Source organism: Flavobacterium sp. P3_A6, assembly GCF_056403035.1.
Genome location: NZ_JBFUGG010000002.1, coordinates 52,830 through 75,630 on the forward strand (window position 1 = coordinate 52,830; position 22,801 = coordinate 75,630).

Annotated in this window: 25 protein-coding genes; 20 read left to right on the forward strand and 5 right to left on the reverse strand. The window is 34.1% G+C overall.

Annotated features, from left to right (window positions below; genetic code table 11):
• From AC1DVP_RS02145 to hflX, 19 genes are all read left to right on the forward strand, one after another.
• Entirely contained in the window at nt 1-387 is a 387-nt protein-coding gene (locus tag AC1DVP_RS02145) for a bactofilin family protein (RefSeq protein WP_477181912.1), read from the forward strand.
• Nucleotides 374-607 carry an AtpZ/AtpI family protein gene (locus AC1DVP_RS02150; protein ID WP_477181913.1) on the forward strand — a complete coding sequence of 78 codons (234 nt, stop codon included), beginning with the start codon at nt 374-376 and terminating at the stop codon, nt 605-607. The genes AC1DVP_RS02145 and AC1DVP_RS02150 overlap by 14 nt, the downstream gene beginning before the upstream one ends.
• A 13-nt stretch (nt 608-620) precedes the next feature.
• Nucleotides 621-1,013, forward strand: a complete 393-nt coding sequence (locus tag AC1DVP_RS02155) for a DUF6168 family protein (protein ID WP_477181914.1) — start codon at nt 621-623, stop codon at nt 1,011-1,013.
• Nucleotides 1,014-1,133: 120 nt separating this feature from the next.
• A complete protein-coding gene (gene atpB, locus AC1DVP_RS02160) occupies nt 1,134-2,288 on the forward strand; it encodes a F0F1 ATP synthase subunit A (protein ID WP_477181915.1) in 1,155 nt (384 codons plus the stop codon).
• Nucleotides 2,289-2,383: 95 nt separating this feature from the next.
• Nucleotides 2,384-2,575 (forward strand): ATP synthase F0 subunit C, encoded by a 192-nt coding sequence (atpE, locus tag AC1DVP_RS02165; protein WP_100842815.1) that lies wholly within the window; start codon nt 2,384-2,386, stop codon nt 2,573-2,575.
• Between the two features lie 124 nt (nt 2,576-2,699).
• Nucleotides 2,700-3,200 carry a F0F1 ATP synthase subunit B gene (locus AC1DVP_RS02170; RefSeq protein WP_477181916.1) on the forward strand — a complete coding sequence of 167 codons (501 nt, stop codon included), beginning with the start codon at nt 2,700-2,702 and terminating at the stop codon, nt 3,198-3,200.
• 2 nt (nt 3,201-3,202) lie between these two features.
• The gene (atpH, locus tag AC1DVP_RS02175; RefSeq protein ID WP_477181917.1) at nt 3,203-3,736 is read left to right on the forward strand and encodes an ATP synthase F1 subunit delta; all 534 of its coding nucleotides are present in this window, start codon (nt 3,203-3,205) and stop codon (nt 3,734-3,736) included.
• 38 nt (nt 3,737-3,774) lie between these two features.
• Nucleotides 3,775-5,349 carry a F0F1 ATP synthase subunit alpha gene (atpA, locus tag AC1DVP_RS02180; protein WP_477181918.1) on the forward strand — a complete coding sequence of 525 codons (1,575 nt, stop codon included), beginning with the start codon at nt 3,775-3,777 and terminating at the stop codon, nt 5,347-5,349.
• A gap of 73 nt (nt 5,350-5,422) precedes the next feature.
• Nucleotides 5,423-6,283 carry an ATP synthase F1 subunit gamma gene (gene atpG / locus AC1DVP_RS02185; RefSeq protein ID WP_477181919.1) on the forward strand — a complete coding sequence of 287 codons (861 nt, stop codon included), beginning with the start codon at nt 5,423-5,425 and terminating at the stop codon, nt 6,281-6,283.
• Between the two features lie 495 nt (nt 6,284-6,778).
• Nucleotides 6,779-7,183 carry a GNAT family N-acetyltransferase gene (locus tag AC1DVP_RS02190; protein WP_477182157.1) on the forward strand — a complete coding sequence of 135 codons (405 nt, stop codon included), beginning with the start codon at nt 6,779-6,781 and terminating at the stop codon, nt 7,181-7,183.
• Between the two features lie 107 nt (nt 7,184-7,290).
• Entirely contained in the window at nt 7,291-8,760 is a 1,470-nt protein-coding gene (locus AC1DVP_RS02195) for a lipopolysaccharide biosynthesis protein (RefSeq protein WP_477181920.1), read from the forward strand.
• A gap of 134 nt (nt 8,761-8,894) precedes the next feature.
• Nucleotides 8,895-9,329: a dUTP diphosphatase gene (gene dut, locus AC1DVP_RS02200; RefSeq protein ID WP_477181921.1), complete on the forward strand. Its 435-nt coding sequence runs from the start codon at nt 8,895-8,897 to the stop codon at nt 9,327-9,329.
• Between the two features lie 166 nt (nt 9,330-9,495).
• A complete protein-coding gene (locus tag AC1DVP_RS02205) occupies nt 9,496-10,506 on the forward strand; it encodes a sugar phosphate nucleotidyltransferase (RefSeq protein WP_477181922.1) in 1,011 nt (336 codons plus the stop codon).
• 156 nt (nt 10,507-10,662) lie between these two features.
• Nucleotides 10,663-12,015, forward strand: a complete 1,353-nt coding sequence (locus tag AC1DVP_RS02210; RefSeq protein WP_477181923.1) for a tetratricopeptide repeat protein — start codon at nt 10,663-10,665, stop codon at nt 12,013-12,015.
• Entirely contained in the window at nt 12,015-12,818 is an 804-nt protein-coding gene (gene lolB1 / locus AC1DVP_RS02215) for a lipoprotein insertase outer membrane protein LolB1 (RefSeq protein ID WP_477181924.1), read from the forward strand. Before AC1DVP_RS02210 ends, lolB1 begins: the two co-directional genes overlap by 1 nt.
• A gap of 23 nt (nt 12,819-12,841) precedes the next feature.
• Nucleotides 12,842-14,074 carry a murein hydrolase activator EnvC family protein gene (locus AC1DVP_RS02220; RefSeq protein WP_477181925.1) on the forward strand — a complete coding sequence of 411 codons (1,233 nt, stop codon included), beginning with the start codon at nt 12,842-12,844 and terminating at the stop codon, nt 14,072-14,074.
• Between the two features lie 110 nt (nt 14,075-14,184).
• Complete coding sequence (locus AC1DVP_RS02225; protein WP_477181926.1) at nt 14,185-15,615, forward strand: murein hydrolase activator EnvC family protein; 1,431 nt, start codon at nt 14,185-14,187, stop codon at nt 15,613-15,615.
• A gap of 77 nt (nt 15,616-15,692) precedes the next feature.
• The gene (locus AC1DVP_RS02230; protein ID WP_477181927.1) at nt 15,693-16,454 is read left to right on the forward strand and encodes a Bax inhibitor-1/YccA family protein; all 762 of its coding nucleotides are present in this window, start codon (nt 15,693-15,695) and stop codon (nt 16,452-16,454) included.
• Nucleotides 16,455-16,790: 336 nt separating this feature from the next.
• Nucleotides 16,791-18,032, forward strand: a complete 1,242-nt coding sequence (hflX, locus tag AC1DVP_RS02235; RefSeq protein WP_477181928.1) for a GTPase HflX — start codon at nt 16,791-16,793, stop codon at nt 18,030-18,032.
• Between the two features lie 60 nt (nt 18,033-18,092).
• Here hflX and AC1DVP_RS02240 read toward each other — a convergent pair whose 3' ends face one another.
• From AC1DVP_RS02240 to AC1DVP_RS02260, 5 genes are all read right to left on the reverse strand, one after another.
• Nucleotides 18,093-18,602 (reverse strand): DUF2480 family protein, encoded by a 510-nt coding sequence (locus AC1DVP_RS02240; RefSeq protein ID WP_477181929.1) that lies wholly within the window; start codon nt 18,600-18,602, stop codon nt 18,093-18,095.
• 82 nt (nt 18,603-18,684) lie between these two features.
• A complete protein-coding gene (locus tag AC1DVP_RS02245; protein ID WP_077374862.1) occupies nt 18,685-19,008 on the reverse strand; it encodes an SUF system Fe-S cluster assembly protein in 324 nt (107 codons plus the stop codon).
• A gap of 149 nt (nt 19,009-19,157) precedes the next feature.
• Complete coding sequence (locus tag AC1DVP_RS02250; RefSeq protein WP_477181930.1) at nt 19,158-19,577, reverse strand: SufE family protein; 420 nt, start codon at nt 19,575-19,577, stop codon at nt 19,158-19,160.
• Complete coding sequence (locus AC1DVP_RS02255; RefSeq protein WP_477181931.1) at nt 19,574-20,005, reverse strand: hypothetical protein; 432 nt, start codon at nt 20,003-20,005, stop codon at nt 19,574-19,576. Before AC1DVP_RS02255 ends, AC1DVP_RS02250 begins: the two co-directional genes overlap by 4 nt.
• A gap of 13 nt (nt 20,006-20,018) precedes the next feature.
• Nucleotides 20,019-21,233, reverse strand: a complete 1,215-nt coding sequence (locus AC1DVP_RS02260; RefSeq protein WP_477181932.1) for an aminotransferase class V-fold PLP-dependent enzyme — start codon at nt 21,231-21,233, stop codon at nt 20,019-20,021.
• A 186-nt stretch (nt 21,234-21,419) separates the two neighbouring features.
• On the opposite strand from AC1DVP_RS02260, the gene AC1DVP_RS02265 reads away from it, so the two are divergent.
• Nucleotides 21,420-22,763: a serine hydrolase domain-containing protein gene (locus AC1DVP_RS02265; protein ID WP_477181933.1), complete on the forward strand. Its 1,344-nt coding sequence runs from the start codon at nt 21,420-21,422 to the stop codon at nt 22,761-22,763.
• Nucleotides 22,764-22,801: the final 38 nt, after the last annotated feature.

Here is a 22,801-nt window from a genome sequence, read left to right on the forward strand (position 1 = left end):
ATGTTTGATAAAAAACCAAAATCGTACACAGAACTTTTAGGAAAGACTAATAGAATAGTCGAAGGAACAACCATACACGGAGATATTATTTCACCAGCCGATTTTAGATTAGACGGCGAACTAATAGGAAATTTTACATCCAGCGGGAAATTGGTAATTGGTCCTGCTGGAAGTGTCAAAGGGGATATCATTTGTAATACGGCAGATATAGAAGGAAAATTTGAAGGGAAAATTCAGATTGAGGATACTTTAAATATTAAAGAATCGGCCAGTATTATAGGGGAGGTTATTATTGGAAAATTATCTGTAGAGCCAGGTGCAGTTTTCAATGCATCATGTGTTATGTTATCTAACACTACTAAAACAGCAAAAAGTGCCGACGAATAATGATCCCAAAAAGAACAACTACAATAAATGGTTGGCATTAATTAATATCCCAATACAAATGGGAATTATTATTTATCTGTTTGCTTATTTGGGAGATTGGTTGGACGAAAACCATCCCAGCCCAAAAGTATATTATGTAAAAATACTGGTAATGGTCGGTGTTATTTTGGCACTGTATAATGTTATCCGGCAAGTAAACGAAATCAACAAAAAACAATAAATTTAAAAGTATAATGAACCTTAAAAAAACGCGCCCATTTTTAACTTTATTGGGTCTTGCATTCCTATTATACGTGATTCATAAAATGGTTTTCTATGGTTTTAACATCAACCAAGAGACCTTTCACTATTCTCTAGAAACACTTTATTTGTTTTTTGTGTTTTTATCGGCGGTTATTTTCAAGGTTTTATTAACAATCAAAGAAAAAAGTTTTGACAATGTGGGGATGTCGTTTCTTTTGGCGACCAGTATAAAAATGGTTTTTTGTTTTTTGATTTTAAGGCCATTATTGCAAATACCTAAACCCAACAATCCTACCGAAAGAATAAATTTCTTTATACTGTTTATTGTCTTTTTAACAATTGAGACCCTTTTTACTATACGCTTAGTAAACGAAAAGCAATAATCAATATCTCTGTGAATCAAATTCTCAAAAAAATACTTTTATAATGCTTTTGAGTATTAATAAAAAATGTACCTTTGCACCAAATTTTAGAATCGTTAAAAAATAAGATATTTAAGAGATATGGTGATTTCCAACAAAGCACTTAGATTTATTATAGCGACTTTCGTTATATGTCTTCCTTTTATTAGTTTTGCAAACCCTGAAACAGCTACTACAAATGCTCAAAATGTAGAATCTCATGAAGGTTCGAAATCAGGTAATGAAGCTCACGCTGAACCAACAGATGTGAAATCTAAAGTAAAAGCATTCATAAAACACCACGTTTTAGATTCTCATGAATTTTCTTTTTTTCAAGATGATGCAACAGGAGAACATTATGGTTTTTCATTACCTATAATTATTTGGGATAATGGTTTCCAAATTTTTTCTTCTTCAAAATTCGAACACGGTGAAGCTGTTGCTGAATCAAACGGAAATTTCTACAAAATAAACCATCACGACGGAAAAATTTATAAAACAGATGCTGCCGGTACAATTACCGAAGATGAAAAATCAGGACATCCTACAAATGTGCGTCCTTTAGATTTATCAATTACAAAATCTGTTTTGTCTATAATGATTGCTGCAATTTTGATGTTTTTCATTTTTACAGGCTTAGCAAAATCATATGCTAAAAATAATGGAATTGCTTCTGGTGCTGGTCGCATTTTTGAACCAGTTGTATTGTTTATTCGTGACGAGATTGCAATTCCAAATATTGGCGAGAAACATCACAAGAAATACATGAGTTATTTGTTGACTATCTTTTTCTTCATATTATTTTTAAATATTTTCGGTTTGATGCCATTCGGTATCAATGTAACAGGGAATCTTACTATTACATTTTCATTAGCTATTTTGACATTTTTAATCACAAACCTTACTGCCAATAAAAATTATTGGGGACACATTTTCTGGATGCCAGGTGTGCCAAAACCTATGCGTATTGTATTGGCTCCAATAGAATTGTTAGGAGTAGTTATTAAACCGTTTTCATTAATGATACGTTTGTACGCGAATATTTTTGCAGGACATATTGTATTGATGAGTATTATTGGTTTGATGTTTATTTTCAAAAGTTGGTTAGGAAGCAGTTTGTCATTTGGTTTGTCATTTGCGCTTTCTATTCTTGAAATATTGGTTGCGTTTTTACAAGCGTATATTTTTACCTTGCTTTCTGCTTTGTATTTTGGTATGGCAGTAGAAGAGCATCACCATGAGGAAGCTCATCACTAAAATGTTTAACCGTTAATTTGTTTAACCGATTGAACGATTCAACAAATTATCGATTAAGCCATAAAAAAGAATGTTTAATTTTTAATATATATATTATGGAAGGTTTAAATTTCGTAGGAGCAGGATTAATTGTAATTGGAGCAGGTTTAGGAATTGGTAGAATTGGTGGTTCAGCAATGGATGCTATTGCTCGTCAACCAGAAGCTTCTGGAAAAATCCAAACAGCTATGCTTATTGCAGCTGCACTTATTGAAGGTATTGGTTTCGCAGCGTTATTCGCGGCTTAATTAGCACTTAAAAAACAAACAATAGTTACAACGGTTGGTTGTAACTATTGTTTTAATTAAATGTTGAAATTATATTAAACAGATTAAATTTTATTTTTAAAATACAATTTACAATTTATAAAAAATGGAAAAGTTAATAAATCAGTTTGAGTTAGGTTTGTTCTTCTGGCAAATATTAATATTTGTTGGGTTAATCGTTTTGTTAAAAAAATTCGCTTGGAAACCAATTCTTGATGCTGTAAATGATAGAGAAGAAGGAATTAAAAATGCATTGCTTTCAGCAGCTAATGCTAAAATAGAAATGCAAAATTTACAAGCAGATAATCAACGTATTTTACAAGAAGCAAGATTAGAGCGTGACAACATGCTTAAAGAAGCTCGTGAAATGAAAGATAAAATGGTTGATGATGCAAAAACTGAAGCTCAAGCTCAAGGTCAAAAAATGATTGATCAGGCAAAAGTTGCTATCGAAAGCGAGAAAAACGCCGCTATGGCAGAATTGAAATTACAAGTTTCATCTTTGGCTTTAGGAATTGCTGAAAAATTGTTGAAAGAAGAATTGTCCAACAAAGAGACCCAGACAAAATTGGTTGAGAAATTGTTGGAAGACGTAAAAATGAACTAATCATGGCAGGTACTAGAGCAGCAATTCGTTATGCAACAGCAATTTTAGATTTATCCGATTCAAAAGGAGTAACTGAAATTGTGAATAATGACATGAAATCTATTGCTTCAACGATAAAAGGTAATGAGGAGCTGAATACATTTATTCAGAACCCAACCATTAAAGTAGAAGTGAAAGAGCGAGCACTTTTGGAAGTTTTTGCTAATGTTGACAATGTAACCAAAGGTTTGCTTCATTTGTTATTTGAAAACAAAAGATTCGAAATCCTGGACGTTATCGCTACAGAATACAGCAAATTGTTTGATATCAAGAATAATGTTGAAGTAGTAAAAGTAACTACAGCCGTAGCTATGGATGCTGCGCTTGAAGCCAAAGTTTTGGCCAAAGTAGCAACACTTTCCGATAAGAAAATCACAATCGAAAACACAGTAGATCCTTTTATCATCGGAGGGTTTATATTAAGAATAGGCGATCAGCAATACAATGCTTCTATTGCCAACAGATTACAAGTATTAAAAAGAGAGTTAAGTAATTAGTTTTATTACACATTTAAGTGTCTAAATTATAAATTAAGATGGCGGAAATTAAACCTGCTGAAATATCAGCAATATTAAGAAAGCAAGTAGAAGGTTTTGAATCTGGTGCTACGCTAGAGGAAGTAGGAACAGTGCTTCAAGTTGGAGATGGTATTGCTCTTATTTATGGGCTTTCAAATGTTCAATACGGTGAGTTAGTTGAATTTGAAAACGGATTAGAGGCAATCGTTTTGAACCTTGAGCAAGACAATGTTGGGGTAGTACTTTTAGGACCTTCAACAGGAATCAAAGAAGGATCAACTGCAAAAAGAACACAACGTATTGCTTCTCTTAAAACTGGGGAAGGAATGGTAGGACGTGTAGTAAACACGCTTGGTTTTCCAATTGACGGAAAAGGACCAATCGGTGGTGAATTATTCGAAATGCCTTTGGAAAGAAAAGCTCCTGGAGTTATCTTCCGTCAGCCAGTAACTGAGCCTTTGCAAACAGGTGTAAAAGCGGTTGATGCTATGATCCCAGTTGGCCGTGGACAACGTGAGCTTGTTATTGGTGACCGTCAAACAGGAAAATCTACTGTTTGTATTGATACCATCTTAAATCAAAAAGAATTTTACGATGCAGGAAAACCTGTATTTTGTATCTATGTAGCTATTGGTCAAAAAGCTTCTACTGTTGCAGGAATTGCAAAAACATTAGAAGAAAAAGGAGCAATGGCATATACTGTAATCGTAGCAGCAAATGCTTCTGATCCAGCTCCAATGCAAGTTTATGCTCCTTTTGCAGGTGCGGCTATTGGAGAATATTTTAGAGATTCAGGACGTCCAGCTTTAATTGTTTATGATGATTTATCTAAACAAGCTGTTGCTTACCGTGAGGTTTCTCTTTTATTAAGAAGACCACCGGGGCGTGAAGCATATCCTGGAGACGTTTTCTACTTACACTCCCGTTTATTAGAGCGTGCTTGTAAAGTGATTGCTGATGATGGAATTGCAAAAGATATGAACGATTTACCGGATTCTTTGAAAGGAATCGTAAAAGGCGGGGGATCTTTGACGGCATTGCCAATTATCGAAACTCAGGCAGGTGACGTATCAGCATATATCCCAACAAACGTAATTTCGATTACAGATGGCCAAATTTTCTTGGATGGAGATTTGTTTAACTCTGGAGTACGTCCAGCAATTAACGTAGGTATTTCTGTATCTCGTGTTGGAGGTAATGCTCAAATTAAATCGATGAAAAAAGTATCAGGTACATTAAAACTTGATCAGGCACAATTCCGTGAATTGGAAGCATTTGCTAAATTCGGTTCTGATTTGGATGCGGTTACTTTAAACGTAATTGAAAAAGGAAAAAGAAACGTTGAAATCTTGAAACAAGGTTTAAATGATCCTTTTACAGTTGAAGATCAAGTTGCAATTATTTATGCTGGATCTAAAAACTTATTGAGAAATGTTCCTGTGAACAAAGTGAAAGAATTTGAGAAAGATTTCTTGGAATTCCTAAACAATAAACACAGAGCAACTCTTGATGCTTTAAAAGCAGGAAAATTAACAGATGAAATTACAGACGTACTTGAAACTGTTGCAAAAGAAATTTCAGCGAAATATTAATTATAAGTAATTGGTAATTAGTGATTGGTAACTAGCTAATCACTAATCACTAATCGCTAATCACTAAAATAAAATGGCAAATTTAAAGGAAATCCGTAATAGAATTACTTCCATTTCATCTACGATGCAGATTACATCGGCAATGAAAATGGTTTCTGCAGCAAAGCTAAAGAAAGCACAAGATGCGATCACGGCAATGCGCCCTTATGCCGAAAAATTAACGGAATTATTACAAAATCTTTCAGCTTCGCTTGATGGTGATGTTGGCGGAGAATTTACTACACAGCGTGAAGTAAAGAAAGTTTTAATTGTTGCTATTACTTCTAACAGAGGTTTGTGTGGGGCTTTTAACACGAATGTAATTAAGGAAGCTAAAAACCGTTCTGAATATTATGCAGGTAAACAAGTTGATATTTTTGCTATCGGTAAAAAAGGAAACGATATTTTATCTAAAACATCAAAAGTAATTGATAATCAAAGTTCAATTTTTGATCATTTAACTTTTGACAATGTTGCTGTCATTGCAGAAACATTAACTCAAAAATTTGTTTCAGGTGAATATGACAGAATAGAATTGGTTTACAATCAGTTTAAAAATGCAGCTACTCAAATTGTACAAACAGAACAATTTTTACCATTAGCACCTATTCAATCTGATAAACCAGTTTCAACAGGCGATTATATTTTTGAGCCTGCGAAGGGCGAAATTGTTTTGACCTTGATTCCAAAAGCTTTGAAAACACAATTATATAAAGGTATTCGTGATTCATTTGCTTCTGAGCACGGAGCGCGTATGACTGCAATGCACAAAGCAACTGACAATGCAACTGAATTGAGAGACCAATTGAAATTGACTTACAACAAAGCGCGTCAAGCAGCTATTACAAACGAAATCCTTGAGATTGTTGGTGGTGCTGAGGCTTTAAAAGGATAATTTTTAAAATGCATAAAAATGAAAAAAGAGCCGATAGGCTCTTTTTTTGTGCTTGTTTTTAAAGGAACAAATAGCTTTATAATCCTTCTGCTCTATGTTTAAGGGTGAATCTTAGCTTTTCCCTGAGCTTGTTTTTTTAAGGGAACAATTAGCTTTATCAACCCTATGCTCTGTTTTTTTTATGGGCGAAACTTAGCTTTGCCCGTGCTCTGTTTTGTGGGGACCGTAGCTTTATAAACCCCTATGCTCTGTTTTTTATGGGTGAAACTTAGCTTTGCCCATGCTCTGTTTTGTGGGGACAGATTAGCTTTATAAACCCCTTGCTTAATTTTGTTATACAAATATCTTTAATTAAAAAGGTTTACACAATACCCACTTTTAGTGATTTTTAATAAATTTTCTTCACTTCCTAAATGGGCTATTTTGTTTATTTTTGTTCTTCTATTTTTAAATTATGTACAATTGAAAATCGTCGAACTCACTACCGTTCCCGAAATGCTAGCTCAAATTAATGTGATGAGGCATTTGTATCCCAAACTTACTTTAGAAAAATACGAATCCTATTTACAGGAAATGACTCTTCATAATTACAAACAAACCGCAGTTTTTGAAAACGAGGTTTGTGTCGGATTAACAGGTTTTTGGACTGCTATAAAACTTTGGACAGGGAAATATATTGAGATTGACAATTTTATTGTGCATTCTGATTACAGATCCAAAGGAATTGGCAAATTGATGACCGATTATATTGATGCTAAAGCCAAATCCGAAGGTTGTACAGCTATTGTTTTGGATGCTTTTACAGGTAATTTTGCCGCACACCGTTTTTATTACAATCAAGGTTATCAACCAAGAGGCTTTCATTTTGTAAAAATACTGAATGAAGAAGGATTGACTTAGAAACATTTGACTAGCACATATTTTTTGGCTTTATTCAAAGGCAAAATACAAAAAATAACCAAAGAATTGGTTATTTTTGTTTTATAATAATTAACAGGCAATTCATTTTGGGATTATATAAAAAGCTTCTTCAACAAACGGCCATTTATGGGCTTGCAACAGTAATACCAAGAATGTTCAGCTTCTTGTTAGTGCCGCTTTATACAGGACTATTGCCTCAAGCGGAGTACGGAAAGGTATCTATTATATTTGCTTGGATGATTTTTTTCAATGTTATTCTGGCTTACGGAATGGAAACGGCCTTCTTTAGGTTTTATAATTCCGAAAAGAACAAAGACAGCGTTGTCGAGACCACAATTATCTCAATATTTTGGTCCACCATCCTTTTTATTTTTGTTGCGTTACTATTTCGAAATTCTTTAGCACATTGGTCTGGTGTTGATACGCAGTACATCACTTATTCGATTTGGATTTTAGCTTTAGATGCGTTAGTTATAGTACCTTTCTCTAAATTAAGAGCCAATCAAAGGCCCATGTTTTATGCAGCAATCAAAATAGGAAATGTTGTTGTCAACCTTTGTTTGAATTTGTTTTTCTTAATGTATTTACCAAGTGTATCAGTATCACAACCTGACAGTTTCTTAAGTTCTGTTTACATCGAAAACTTTCAGATAGGTTATATTTTCCTTGCCAATATCATTGCCAGTTTTCTAACATTTGTGGTTCTTTTTCCTGACTATTTTACCATAAAATGGAAATTTGATTATGAACTTTGGAAGCGGATGATGCGTTATGGATTGCCCATTATGGTCGCGGGTATTGCTTTTGCAATCAATGAACAATTCGACAAAATCCTTTTGGGTAAATTATTACCAGCCAATATAGCTGATGAACAAGTTGGAGTTTATTCTGCCTGTTATAAATTGGGGCTCTTTATGGTATTATACAGAACTGCTTATACTTTAGGAATTGAGCCTTTCTTTTTTAGCCATGCTTCCAATGAAAATGCGCAGCAAACCTATGCAACGGTTACCAAATATTTTGTAATTTTTGGCTCTTTTATTTTGTTGTCTGTAATCGTTTTTGCCGATCTTTTAAAGCAAATCATGATTCCAAATTCTTCCTATTGGGAAGCCATGAAAGTAGTACCGTTAATTATTTTGGCTAATTTTTTCTTGGGCATTTACACGAACCTCTCCGTTTGGTACAAACTAATCGATAAAACTTATGTTGGGGCTTATATTTCACTAGTTGGTGCAGTGGTAACTTTGGTGTTAAACTATTTATTAATCCCAAAATACAGCTATTATGGATCTGCAATCGCTACGCTTTCGGCTTACGGAAGCATGATGTTTATTTCCTATTATTTTGGAAACAAATACTATCCAATTCCTTATGACAAGAAAAAAATAAGTGGATACTTATCATTATCAATTGGTTTTTCATGTATTTCTTTCTATGGATTTAATCAAAATTATTATATAGGAGTTTTACTTTTAGGCGTGTTTATGGGCTTTATCTATTACAATGAAAAAGAAACACTTTTGCGGATTTTAAAAAAGCCTGCTAAAAATTAGGGGCTTAATTCTGCTGTCCGCTGTATTCCCGATTAACAAAAAACTACGGCAAAAAAGCCTTTTTTTTAAACTAGAAAGTGCCGCTTTCATCTGGGCTAGGGCATTTCGTAATCAATACATTTTATTTTAAAAATATGACAATCAACATTATCAACAAATCACAGCATGCTTTACCAAACTATGAAACTATTGCTTCGGCAGGAATGGATTTAAGAGCAAATATAACCGAAGCCATAATCTTGGAACCACTAGGAAGAGCAATTGTAAAAACAGGACTTTTTATAGAATTGCCTATAGGTTATGAGGCTCAAGTGCGGCCAAGAAGCGGATTGGCCGCCAAAAGCGGAATCACAGTTCTAAATGCACCAGGAACAGTCGATGCTGATTATAGAGGTGAAATAGGAGTAATTTTAGTAAATTTATCCAATGCTCCATTTACTGTAGAAAACGGGGAGCGGATTGCCCAGCTCATTATCGCCAAACACGAACGAGCAGAGTGGATTGAAGTTCATGAATTATCCGAAACATCAAGAGGTGAAGGCGGTTTTGGAAGTACGGGAGTGAAATAGTATTCAGTATTTAGTTTATAATTGTAATCATAAACACAATTATTTTAACAAATTTCAAATAAAAATCCATGGAAATCGGTTTCTCCGTTTAATCTGTGGACAAATAATATAAAACCTTCGTGAATTTTGCGAAACCTTCGTGAACTTTGCGGTTAAATTTAACAAAATGAAAATAATAGTGCCAATGGCTGGACGCGGTTCCAGATTAAGACCTCATACATTAACCATTCCTAAACCTTTAATTCCTGTTGCTGGAAAACCAATCGTTCACCGTTTAGTTGAAGACATTGCAGGAGTTTTAAATCAGCCTATCGAGGAAATTGCATTCGTCATCCACGAAAGTTTTGGAAAAAAAGTCGAAGAAGATTTAATTGCGATTGCACAAAAATTAGGAGCCAAAGGAACTATTTATTATCAAAATGAAGCTCTTGGAACTGGTCACGCGATTATGTGTGCCAAAGATTCTTTGAGCGGGCCAGCAGTTATCGCTTATGCTGATACTTTAATTCGTGCCAATTTTGATTTAGATGCAAATGCGGATAGCGTTATTTGGGTAAAACAAGTAGATCAGCCAGAAGCTTTTGGCGTGGTAAATTTAAACGAAGCCAATGAAATAATTGAATTGGTAGAAAAGCCAAAAGAATTTGTTTCGGATCTTGCCGTTATCGGAATTTATTATTTCAAAGATGTTGCAGTTTTAAAAAACGAACTACAGTCAGTATTGGATAATAATATTATTCACGGAGGAGAATATCAAATTAATGACGGAATTAAGCAAATGATGGCTAAGGGAATGAAATTTGTTCCTGGAAAAGTTGATGAATGGATGGACTGCGGTAACAAAGATGTTACGGTTGAAACCAATTCCAGAATGCTTGGTTTCCTTCATAGCGACAGTATTCATTTGGTAGATCAAAATGTCAAATTAGAGAATTCAACTATAATTCCTCCATGTTACATAGGAGAGAATGTAATTTTAATCAACTCGACTGTGGGACCAAATGTGTCATTAGGAAATGCATGTCATGTACAAAACAGTACAATACAAAACAGTTTGGTGCAGACACATTCGCATATCAAAAATGCCAATCTGGATAATGCAATGATTGGGAATCATGCCAGTTTTGATGGAAAATTTACCAGTATAAGCATTGGCGATTACTCAGTTTTAGAATAATTTTAAAGCAAATTTTTAAAAATGACCAAGCAGCATTATTTAAGTTTTTATTATGCTGCTTTGTTGTTTTTTTAATTTATTTTGCAAGTGTGTCTGTTCTAAAATAAAGCGTGTAAATTTGGCGATATTATTTTGTTTCCCAAGACTTCTTTTTTAATGAAAAAAAAATGGACTTTCATATTCGCTTTTTCTGTTTTGCTTTGCAATGCTTTTTCTGTATTGGCACAAACAGAACCAGAGGAAATTAAAGTAGAAGGAGATAAATTTCAAGATTTTTTCTATGAATCTATCTTTCAAAAAAGCATTGAAAACTATGACAAATCATTATTGGCATTGGAACAATGTTTGAAATTGAAACCCAATGATGCCACCATTTATTTTGAAATGGGCAAGAACTATTTAGCTTCCAAAGATTACAAAAATGCTTATTCCTCTTTTGAGCATGCGACGCAAATTGACCCTAATAATAAATGGTTTTGGGTAGGATTGTATGATGTGTGTTATGAAACCAAAGATTTTAATCAGGCCATAATTATTGTCAATAAAATTATTCCTTTTGATCCAGAATATAAAGAAGATTTGGTTTCGTTATATATGGTGACCAAGCAATTTGATAAGGCTTTAGCTGGAATTAATGAGCTGAATGACAAAGTTGGAAAAACAGAAAGAAGGGAAATGTATAAAATGGAAATTTTATCGGTAGGAAAATTTCAAAATTCAGAGGTTAGTAATCTAAAAGATCTTATTGATAAAAACCCAAAAGAAGAATCCAATTATATTGCTTTAATTTTTTTATATTCTAATAATAACGAAGATGAAAAAGCAGAGGAAGTTGCAAAAAAATTAGAGAAAGAAATACCAGAATCTGTTTGGGCACAAGTAAGCTTATTCAAGAGTTATATCGAAAAAAATGATGGCGCCAGTGCTGTAAAATCTATGAATGCAGTTTTGGCAAGCCCTAAAGTTGATTCAAAAATAAAACACAGAATTCTGAATGAATTTTTGCTTTTCGCCAATGCAAATCCTCAATTTACAACTGATTTAGACAAAGCGATTGGTTATTTTAAAAATGATAAAGAAGTAAATGTTGCCAAGGAAATTGGTAAATTTTATCACAATAAAAAGCAATGGGACAAGGCTATTAAGTATTATGACATGTCAGAAAAAAATAATTCGGAAGCTGATTTGGAGACCAATTTACTTTGGCTTCAAGCCAATACCGAACTCAAACAGTTTGAACCTGTAGTTAAAAAAGCCATGGCGCTGATTGAGACTTATCCAGCAGAATCTCAGTTTTATTATTATGCGGGATTGGCCAATAATCAGCTGCAGTTTTTTAAAAAAGCCAAAGATATTCTTGAAATGGGACTTGATTATGTTGTCGAAAATAAAGATTTAGAAATCAATTTCAATATACAGCTTGGCGAAGCCTATAGCGGATTAGGTGATACCGCCAAGAAAGAATTATATTTTAACAAAGCCAATCAATTATTAAAAGAGAAAAAATAATGAAAAGATTTATAGTAAGACTGCTTTTTGTTTGTATTATTTGCATGAGCAGTTCATCACTATTAGTGTCATGTAAAGCAAAGGGGAAAGTTGTGGAAGGCATTAAAAAAGAAGATTTGGATAAAATGTCATCTGATCGAATCCTGAAAAATCATTATGCCAATAAAACTGATTTCAAGACATTATACATAAAATCCAATGTAAAATATGATGACGAAAAACAATCTCAAAATTTATCTGCAGAAATTAAGATAAAAAGAGATGAACAGATTTTGGTAAGTATTCGTTTTCTTGGAATCACTATGGCCAAAGCATTAATAACACCGGCTTCTGTAAGTTATTATGAGAAATTAAACGGCACTTTTTTTGAAGGAGATTTTAGTACATTGAGCAAATGGCTGGGAACGGATTTGGATTTTAATAAAGTCCAAAATTTATTGATTGGTCAGACACTGGACGACTTAAACAAAGGGAAGTATCAGGATTCCTTAGTGGATCAATCCTACCGATTGGAAGATCTTTCAAAAAACAATACCAAAAAGTATTTCTTTTTTAATAAAGAATCATTTTTATTAAACAAGCAGGAGATTTCCCAAACAGCCGAAAACAGAAAGATTGAAGTTTTTTATTCGGATTATAAAAAGTATAATGAAAACCAATTGCCATCGGATATCGATATAAAGGCAGCGCAGGATAAAGGAAAAACCGAAATTAATCTGGAATACAATACCATAACCATAAACGAAGAACTTAATTTTCCATATAGTGTGCCAAATGGTTATAAAAGAATTTTAATTAAGTAAATTTGAACCAATATAATTGTAAAATGCGAAAATTTCTCTTAGCACTATTTTTTTTATGCACGACCTCAGTAATTTGGGGACAAGAGTCGCAACAAGAAAAGTTAGAAAAACGTAAAGCCGAAATTCAACAAGAAATTTTGGACAATGAAAAATTATTGAAATCGGTAAAGAATAAAGAAAAATCTGCCGTTAATGTAATTATTTTACAAAGCAATAAAATTAAACTCAAAGAAAAACTGATTCGTACTACTGAGAAACAAACTAAAATCCTTGGTAATGACATGTATATTAATCAGTTAAAAATAAATAAGCTCAACAGAGAATTAGCTGTTCTCAAGGAAGATTATGCTAAGATGATTGTCAAATCATACAAGAGCAGATCCGAACAGAGCCGAGCTATGTTTTTACTATCATCAGAGAATTTTTTGCAAGCTTATAAAAGAGCCCAGTATATGAAACAATATACGGGATTTAGAAAAATGCAGGGTGAAGAAATCAAATCCAAAACAAATGATCTTTTAGGTTATAATGAAAAGCTGAATATTCAAAAAATAGCTAAGAAGAAATTATTAGCAGAAAACAACAAAGAGAAACAATCTCTTGAAAAGGAAAAGAGAGAACAATTGAAATTGGTAAATTCGATTAAAAAAGACAAGAAAAAAATCATTGCCGAGATCAAAAGAAAACAAACCGAGTCGAGAGCGATTGACCGTCAGATTGACCGTTTAATTCGGGAAGCGATTGCCGAGGCAAACAGGAAAGCAGCAAGTGAAAACCCAAATGCTCCCGTAGCGGCTTATACATCATCCAGAATAGTATTAACCGCAGAAGCCAAAATATTAGCAGATAATTTTAGAGCTAATAAGGGAAAATTGCCTTGGCCAGTTGAAAAAGGTTTTGTGTCATTAGGGTATGGAGAACAGCCGCATCCTGTTTATCCAAATCTTGTAATTCATAACAGCGGCGTAGAAATTACAACAGAACAGGGATCAAATGCCAGAGCGGTTTTTGCTGGCGAAGTAACGAGTGTTATCGTTTTGTCACCTGTTAACAAAGCCGTAATGATACAGCATGGTGACTGTTTTACGGTATATCAAAATTTAAGCTCTGTTTTTGTGACGAAAGGAGAGAAAGTCAGCATCAAGCAAAGTTTGGGAAAAATAAGAACGAATGGAGAGGGGAAAACGATTTTAAAGTTCACAATTTCACAAAATACAACCTACAATAATCCAGCAAGCTGGCTGTATAATATGTAGCTTTTCTCAAAAATTAAAACAGCACGATTTTAGTTATGAAAGAAGAATAGTGCTGTTTTTTAATAAACCATTCATTACATTCATTAAGTTTGCATTATATATAATTTGCGATGTTAAAATATTTTCTAAGTTTTATTTTTCTAATAACTACTGCAGTACTTTGGAGTCAAGACAATCAGCAAAAAAAATTAGAAGAACGTAAAGTCAAAATCCAGCAAGAGATCCGCGAAAACGAAACGAAACTCCAAACGGTAAAAAAGAAAGAAAAAACAGCCACCAAAACCATTGTTCTGCAAAGCAATAAAATTAAGCTTAAAGAAGAATTAATTGCAACTACTGAAAAACAAAAGACGCTTCTTAACAATTCAATTTCTGTAAATCAAGCTCAAATAAACAAACTAGAAAAAGAACTCGAATTACTCAAAGCAGATTACGCCAAGATGATCGTTCAATCCTACAAGAGCCGTTCTGAAGAAAGTCGTGCCATGTTTTTATTATCCTCAGAAAGTTTTTTACAGGCTTATAAAAGAGCACAGTATATGAAACAATATACAAACTTTAGGAGGAATCAAGGTAAAGAAATACAATCTAAAACATATTCATTATATACATTTAATGCTAAACTGGATGTGCAAAAAAGTGCCAAAGAACAGCTTATTGTCGAGAATGATAAAGAAAGACTGTCTTTGGAAAAAGAAAAACAGGAACAGGAAAAGCTTGTGGCCTCTTTAAAAAAAGACAAAAAGCAAATCATTGCCGAGATTAAGAAAAAGCAGCAGGAGTCTAAATTGATTGACAAAAAAATAGACAAATTAATCCGTGCAGCAATTGCCGAAGCCAATAGAAAAGCGGCTATAGAAAAGGCGGCCAAAGAAAAAGCCAAAGCCGATGCTATTGCAAAAGCGAATGCACTGGCCAAAGCCAAAGCTTTAGAAAAGAAAAAAGAAATCGAGAAGGCAAATGCATTAGCTGTGGCAAAGGCAAAAGCTGAGTCAAAACCAACTCCAAAACCAATTCCAGTTCCGAAGGAAGTCGAAAAAGCAATAGCCAAAGCAGAGCCAGCAACTGCACAAGTAAAAGCGGTTTCATCTACTAAAATTGAACTATCATCAAATGGAAAAGTTGATTCGGATAATTTTAAAGCCAACAGGGGAAAATTGCCCTGGCCAGTCGAAAGGGGATATATTTCTTTAGGTTTTGGAGACCAATCACATCCCGTTTATAGAGAACTGCAAATCCACAATAGCGGATTGGAATTCACAACCGATTCAGGAGCCAGTGCCAGAGCCGTTTTTGCAGGAGTGGTTACTAGTGTTATTATTATTTCACCGGTAAATAAATTGGTAATGCTACAGCATGGCGATTTTTTTACCATTTACCAAAATCTGATTTCGGTGAATGTAACCAAAGGAGACAACGTGAGTATCAAGCAAAGTTTAGGTAAAATAAAAACGAACGGAGATGGGAAAACAATATTAAAATTTGCCATTACCCAAAACACGACTTATACCAATCCAAGAGCATGGCTAGCGGGGAAATAGCAGAAAAAAATTAATAAAAATTTAAATCATTTTATTAAATTATAAATTATATTTGATAAAATTTAAACTGGAAAATTATGAATTCGAATAACCCTTTTTTAAATAACAAAACATTTTCAACGGCTGTTTCTAGAAAAGATGATACGTTTAAAGCAATCAGTATTGAGGAAAATCAAGACATGACTTTGTCTGGAACTATCAACAGAAGCTTAATTCTTTTTTTGTTATTGATTGCTTCAGCAACTGTAATTTGGTGGGCTACTTTTAATGGAATAAACCCAATAGTGCCAGCGTTTGGCGGAGGAATTGTTGGATTAATTTTGGTAGTAATTGCTTCATTCAAACCAGAATATTCTCCTTATTTGGCTCCCGGTTATGCACTTTTTGAAGGATTGTTTATCGGCGGTGTTTCTGCCATTTTCGAAACACAGTACCCTGGAATTGTCACACAAGCAGTTGGGGCAACTTTTGTTACTTTTGCAGTTTGTCTTGGGCTGTATAAATATAAAATTGTAAAAGTTACTGAGCAATTCAAATCAATTGTTATAGCTGCGACATTAGCTATTGCAACCTATTATTTATTTTCTTGGCTGTTCTCTATGTTTACAAGTTTTGTGCCAGTGCACTATGGTAATTCTATGATGAGTATAGGTATTAGTGTATTTGTGATTGTAATTGCTGCGTTAAATTTGTTCTTAGATTTTGACAGAATTGAAAAAGGAGTAGAACAAAAAATGCCTAAATACATGGAATGGTATGGCGCAATGGGATTGATAATTACACTAGTTTGGCTGTATATTGAATTTTTGAGATTGTTATCCAAACTGTCCAAAAAATAATATTCAACACATTTTTATATAAAAATGCCTTTCAGAAATGAAGGGCATTTTTTTTGAATTCTAATGGCTTGAGTTTGATTGCTGTTTTTCGGAGCAGAAAGATTAGGCTTTTTTTGCCGACATCGTCCCGCTATTCGTTACAATCTCATGTGCCGAACCCCAGCACATGAGGATTTTCACTGCTATCGGGGCTAAACGGAAATATTTTGCTTTTTTGCCATCATCCCAAAAAAGAAAGCAGAAATAATCAAACTCAGTTTTTTAAGGATTATTTTATAATGGCATTAAAAGGATTGTAGCTTTCAAATCATTAAATTTGCACTCTTATTTAAAGACATGCTAGAAAAAGAAACAATAAATTTCGAAAAAACAGCCATTGTTGGTATTGTTACCCAAAATCAAAGCGAAGAGAAACTTAATGAATATCTTGATGAATTGGAGTTTTTGACATTTACCGCAGGAGGTGAAGTGGTGAAGCGTTTTTCGCAAAAAATGGAACGCCCCAATCCTAAAACTTTTGTAGGAACCGGTAAGCTGGAGGAAATCTGTCTTTTTGTAAAAGAGAACGATATTTCAACTCTGATATTTGACGATGAATTATCGCCTTCCCAGCAAAAAAATATTTCTAAATTAATTGATTGTAAAATCCTCGACCGTACTAATCTTATTCTAGATATTTTTGCACAAAGAGCCGAAACCTCTTACGCAAGAACTCAAGTAGAATTAGCACAATGCCAATATTTATTGCCGAGACTTTCTGGAATGTGGACACACTTAGAACGTCAAAAAGGTGGTATCGGAATGCGTGGTCCTGGGGAAACTGAGATTGAAACCGACAGGCGTATCGTCCGTGATCGAATAGCTTTATTGAGAGAGAAGATTAAAACCATCGACAAGCAAATGGGTGTGCAGCGCAGCAATCGAGGCGCCATGGTTCGGGTTGCGTTGGTGGGATACACCAATGTTGGTAAATCGACTTTGATGAATGCTGTTGGGAAAAGTGATGTATTTGTAGAAAACAAACTTTTTGCAACATTAGATACAACCGTTCGAAAAGTGGTTGTTAAAAACTTGCCTTTCTTGTTATCGGATACGGTTGGGTTTATTCGAAAATTACCTACTCAATTGGTTGATTCGTTCAAAAGTACATTGGATGAAGTTCGTGAAGCCGATTTGTTATTGCACATTGTCGATATTTCACATCCCGAATTTGAAGATCATATTGAGTCGGTAAATCAAACTTTGCTGGATATTAAAGCGAATGATAAACCGGTTATTATGGTTTTCAATAAAATTGATGCTTATAAACATTTGACGATAGACGAAGATGATTTAATGACGGAGAAGACTCCAAGACATTTTACGCTAGAAGAGTGGAAACATACTTGGATGCACCGTTTAGGAGAACAAAATGCTTTGTTTATTTCGGCTACTCTAAAAGAAAATTTTGAAGAATTCAGGGAGCGTGTTTATGAAGCCGTTCGGCAAATACACATTACCCGTTTTCCATACAATAAATTTTTATATCCTGATTATAAAGACGCAGTGGAGAAAGAGGAAAAAGAAGATAATAAATAAAAAAAGAAAAGACCTTTTAGCAATTGAATGTTAAAAGGTCTTTCTAGTTTTAAAAGGGTTTTATTTTTTGGCTGATTTATATAATGGTACAGCTGAACAGGCTTCACCATACATTATGCTTCTGGCGTAAGGCTGTAGGCATTGCGCGGCCAAAACATAAGCACTCATTGGAACCGGTTTTCTGGAACATCCTTTTATGATAACCGGTTTGTCCTGATAAGCGGTATAATCAAGTTTAGGAAGCAATTCTTCGTATAAAGCCGAATCTAAATCTTCCAAGTAACCATTTACAATTTTCTTGGCATAAGGAGCCAAATGCATAGTAACCAAAATGATTGCCCACTTCGGGATAATTGCATCTGTGCCACATGAAACGGCAACATATTGGTCTTGGTATTTGGACCAATCCTGATTATTAAGCTGTTCTCTAAAATCTTTTTCCTTTAACAAAAAGCCATCATAAAGCCACTGCGAAATATCAATTTGCGCGCGGACTCCAGTTGGATAATAGTCTTCAAGATCGAAAACTTCCAGAATACTATTCGCTACTTTATTGATTATTTCTTCCATAATTGTGTCTTAAAGTCGAATGTCGAAAGTCATAAGGCCACAACTTTATGATTTTATAACTTTCAACTTTATGACTTAATTTTTAAAGCATCCCTAATTCTAATTTTGCTTCTTCGCTCATCAAATCTTTGCTCCAAGGCGGATCAAAAGTGATTTCAACTTCAGCATCTTTTATGTGTTCGATTGATTTTACTTTTTCTTCTACTTCTCTTGGCAAACTTTCCGCTACTGGGCAGTTTGGAGATGTAAGCGTCATCAATATTTTTACTTCATAATCGGTATTGACCATTACATCATATATCAATCCCAATTCGTAAATATCTACAGGAATCTCTGGATCGTAAATAGTTTTCAGTTTTTTTACGATTGATTCTCCTAATTCTGCGGTGTTTATTTCTTCTGTCATAATTTTTATTTTTTAAACCATATAAGACATTGAAGGTTATTTTTTATTAATGTCTTTGATAAATAAATATAAGTTCTAAAAAGTTAATCTTCTAGTATTTGATGATATTCATTAATTATCCTTTTATTGAATTAACTTATATGTTTAAATTATTTCTTAGCATCAAATGCCAAAGCATACATTTTAATATTTTTTATCATCGAAACCAAACCATTGGCTCTTGTTGGTGAAAGATGTTCTTTCAAACCTATTTCATCAATAAATTCCGTATCTGCGTTTAATATGTCAATGGCTTTTTGGTTTGAAAAAGCACGGATTAAAATGGCTATTATTCCTTTGGTCAAAATGGCATCGCTATCGGCAGTAAAGACGATTTTATCGTCGTTTTTTTCTCCCTGTAGCCAAACTTTAGACTGACATCCTTTAATTAGATTGTCATCTGTTTTGAATTCCTCCTTGATTAAGGGAAGATTTTTGCCTAATTCGATAATGTATTCATAACGCTGCATCCAGTCGTCAAACATTGCGAATTCATCTATGATTTCGTTTTGTATTTCTTTTATTGTCATTCTTTTTCTTTTGAAAAGGATACTATCCTATTTACTAAGTTCTTTATTTTTTCCGGTGGAAATCCATTATCGAAAGTTTGACTTTCATAAGTTTTCCCTTTGTATGTTATTTTCAAATTGGCCATTGCCGCACCATCATGAAATCGTTTTTGGGTAGGAGCTTTCAAACTCGGGATTTCTTCCAAATTTATTTTTTGAAATTCATTTATTAAAGCATTCCATTGGATATCGGTGAGAGAACTTGAAACAGGCACTCCGTCTCTTGTTTTCTTCACGGATACTGTTTTGTTTTCTACAATAGTGCTGTTATATAATCCTCTTGAATTAGCAGTGTACTCAATTTTTGCTGTACTCAAATCCATATTGTTTTGGCTTTGGCAGTTTTTTCCAAGTATTAGCGTCAAAAATAAGAGTGATATAATTTTCATAATTGTTTTGGTTTTAAGACAGCATCATTTGCGCTTTTTTTACGGCTTCGACTAATGAGTCAATTTCTTCTTTGGTATTATAGAAAGAAAAAGAAGCTCTTATCGTTCCGGGAATACAGAAGAAATTCATAATGGGCTGGGCGCAATGATGGCCTGTTCTTACTGCAATTCCCAATTTATCTATTATCGTTCCAATGTCATACGGATGAATTCCGTCAATATTAAAAGAGATTACTGAAGTTTTTGTTTTGGTATTGCCATAAATTCTCAGTCCTTCAATTTCTGATAATCGTTTTGTGGCGTACTCCAATAATTCCAGTTCTTGTCTTTGAATATTTTCAAAACCAATTTCGTTCATATAATCAATTGCCGTTCCTAGAACAATTCCGCCCGCAATATTGGGTGTTCCCGCTTCAAACTTATGAGGTAAATCTGCGTAGGTGGTTTTTTCGAAAGTAACTTCTTTAATCATTTCGCCACCACCTTGATAAGGAGGCAATTTATTTAGCCAAGCTTCTTTTCCGTATAAAATTCCGGTTCCTGTTGGTCCACACATTTTATGTCCCGAAAAAACGTAGAAATCACAATCTAAAGCCTGAACATCCGGTTTTAAATGTGGTACTGCCTGAGCACCGTCTATTAAAATGACAGCTCCAACTTCGTGCGCTTTATCAATCATATACTTAATTGGATTGATTATTCCCAAAGCATTCGAAATATGGTTTACGGCTACGATCTTGGTTTTTGAAGAAAGCAGTTTATCGTATTCTGCCATAATCAATTCTCCGTTTTCATCCATTGGAATTACTTTGAGTGTGGCTCCTGTTTTTTCACAAAGCATCTGCCAGGGCACAATATTGCTGTGGTGCTCTAATGAGGAAACCAATACTTCATCGCCCGGTTTTAGAATCGATGCAAATCCATTGGCTACTAAGTTGATGCCAAAAGTGGTTCCCGAAGTAAAAAGCACTTCGTGGACGAATTTTGCATTAATGTGATTTTGCACTTTTGCGCGCGAAATCTCATAGGCATCGGTTGCCAATTGGCTTAAGGTGTGAACACCTCTATGAATGTTGGCATTTATTTCTTGATAATACTTTTCAATCGCATCAATAACCACTTGCGGTTTTTGTGAAGTGGCTCCGTTATCGAAATATACTAAAGGCTTTCCGTTTACTTTTTGCGAAAGAATGGGAAAGTCGGCTCTTATTTTTTGAATATCTAACATATTTTATTTAGAATTTTTCTAAATACAAAAGTAATACAATTGATTTAGTTTTCTAAGAAACAATAGGGAATAATTGTGAAAACGGTTCAGAAGAAAATAGTACTGTTGATGTAAATGAGACGGAATTTATCAGCAGCTATTTTTTTGTATTCTTTTTTTTACTAAATTAGGGTAAATATCTCCGCTATGAAAAAATATTTGAAAATAAGCATCTTTCTAGTTCTTTTGTTTTTTGTTTATTTTGGCTTTATCACATATTCCAAGCTAGAATTGATTTCTGGATTTTCGGTCAAAAGTATTGCTTCTGGCCATTTTTTGGCCAATCATTCGCAAGAAAATATAGAGAAGAATGATAATAATTTTGGGGTTATCCGTTGGGCTGAGAATGAAATAAATGAATCGGGGAAATTTGCAACTGCAACTGTTTTTGGCTTAAAAAAGCGAAAAGCAATTTATAGAAATGGCTTGGGAGCTACATTAATAGATGATAATTATGATGTTACCAAGCCGTATGAAATTCCCAAAAGAACAAAATTAAACTGTAAACTTCCTTTTCCTTATGGAGATGCAGAACCTAAAGACACGGTTTTTACCAATGTGGATTATGCCAAATTGAATTTGGCTGTTGCCAATGCATTTGATGCGAAAGGATATAATGATAAAAGAACGCGTTCGGTTTTGGTTATTTACAAAGACAAAATCATTGCCGAGAAATATGCGGATGGTTTTACAAAAAACAGTGTTATTTTGGGCTGGTCGATGACTAAGAGCATTACCGGAACTCTTTTTGGAATACTTCAAAAACAAAAGAAATTTGACATTTACAAACACGCTCCCATTGCCGAATGGCAAAATGACAACCGAAAAAACATTACGACCAATGATTTGCTCCACATGAATTCGGGTTTGAAGTGGGAGGAGTATTATGACAGAATCTGTGATGCCACCCAAATGCTTTTTATGACTGAAGATATGTCTCGTTCTCAATTGCTAAAGCCAGCCGTTTTTAAACCTAATACACATTGGAATTATTCATCGGGGACAACAAATTTACTATCGGGAATTTTGCGGAAGCAGTTCAAGACACATCAGGAATACTTAGATTTTTGGTATTCGGCATTGATTGATAAAATTGGGATGCATTCGATGGTGATTGAAACCGATATGGCTGGAAATTATGTGGGTTCATCTTATGGTTGGGCGACAACAAGGGATTGGTCCAAATTAGGATTATTGTATTTGCATAATGGCAATTGGAACGGAGAACAGCTGTTCGATACCAGTTGGGCAAAGTATGTTTCTACTCCTACCAGTGGTTCAAAAGGGGATTATGGCGCTCATTTTTGGCTAAATGCTGGTGGACATTATCCAGATGCACCTCGAGATTTGTATTCTGCTAATGGTTTTCAGGGACAGAAAGTATTTATCATTCCGTCAAAGGATTTAGTAATTGTGCGAATGGGGCTGAGTGAAGAATTTGATTTTAATGGGTTGCTGAAGGAAATTGTGGGGAGTGTGAAAAAAAATTAACCGCAAAGGATATAAGGGAAAAAACCGCAAAGAGCGCA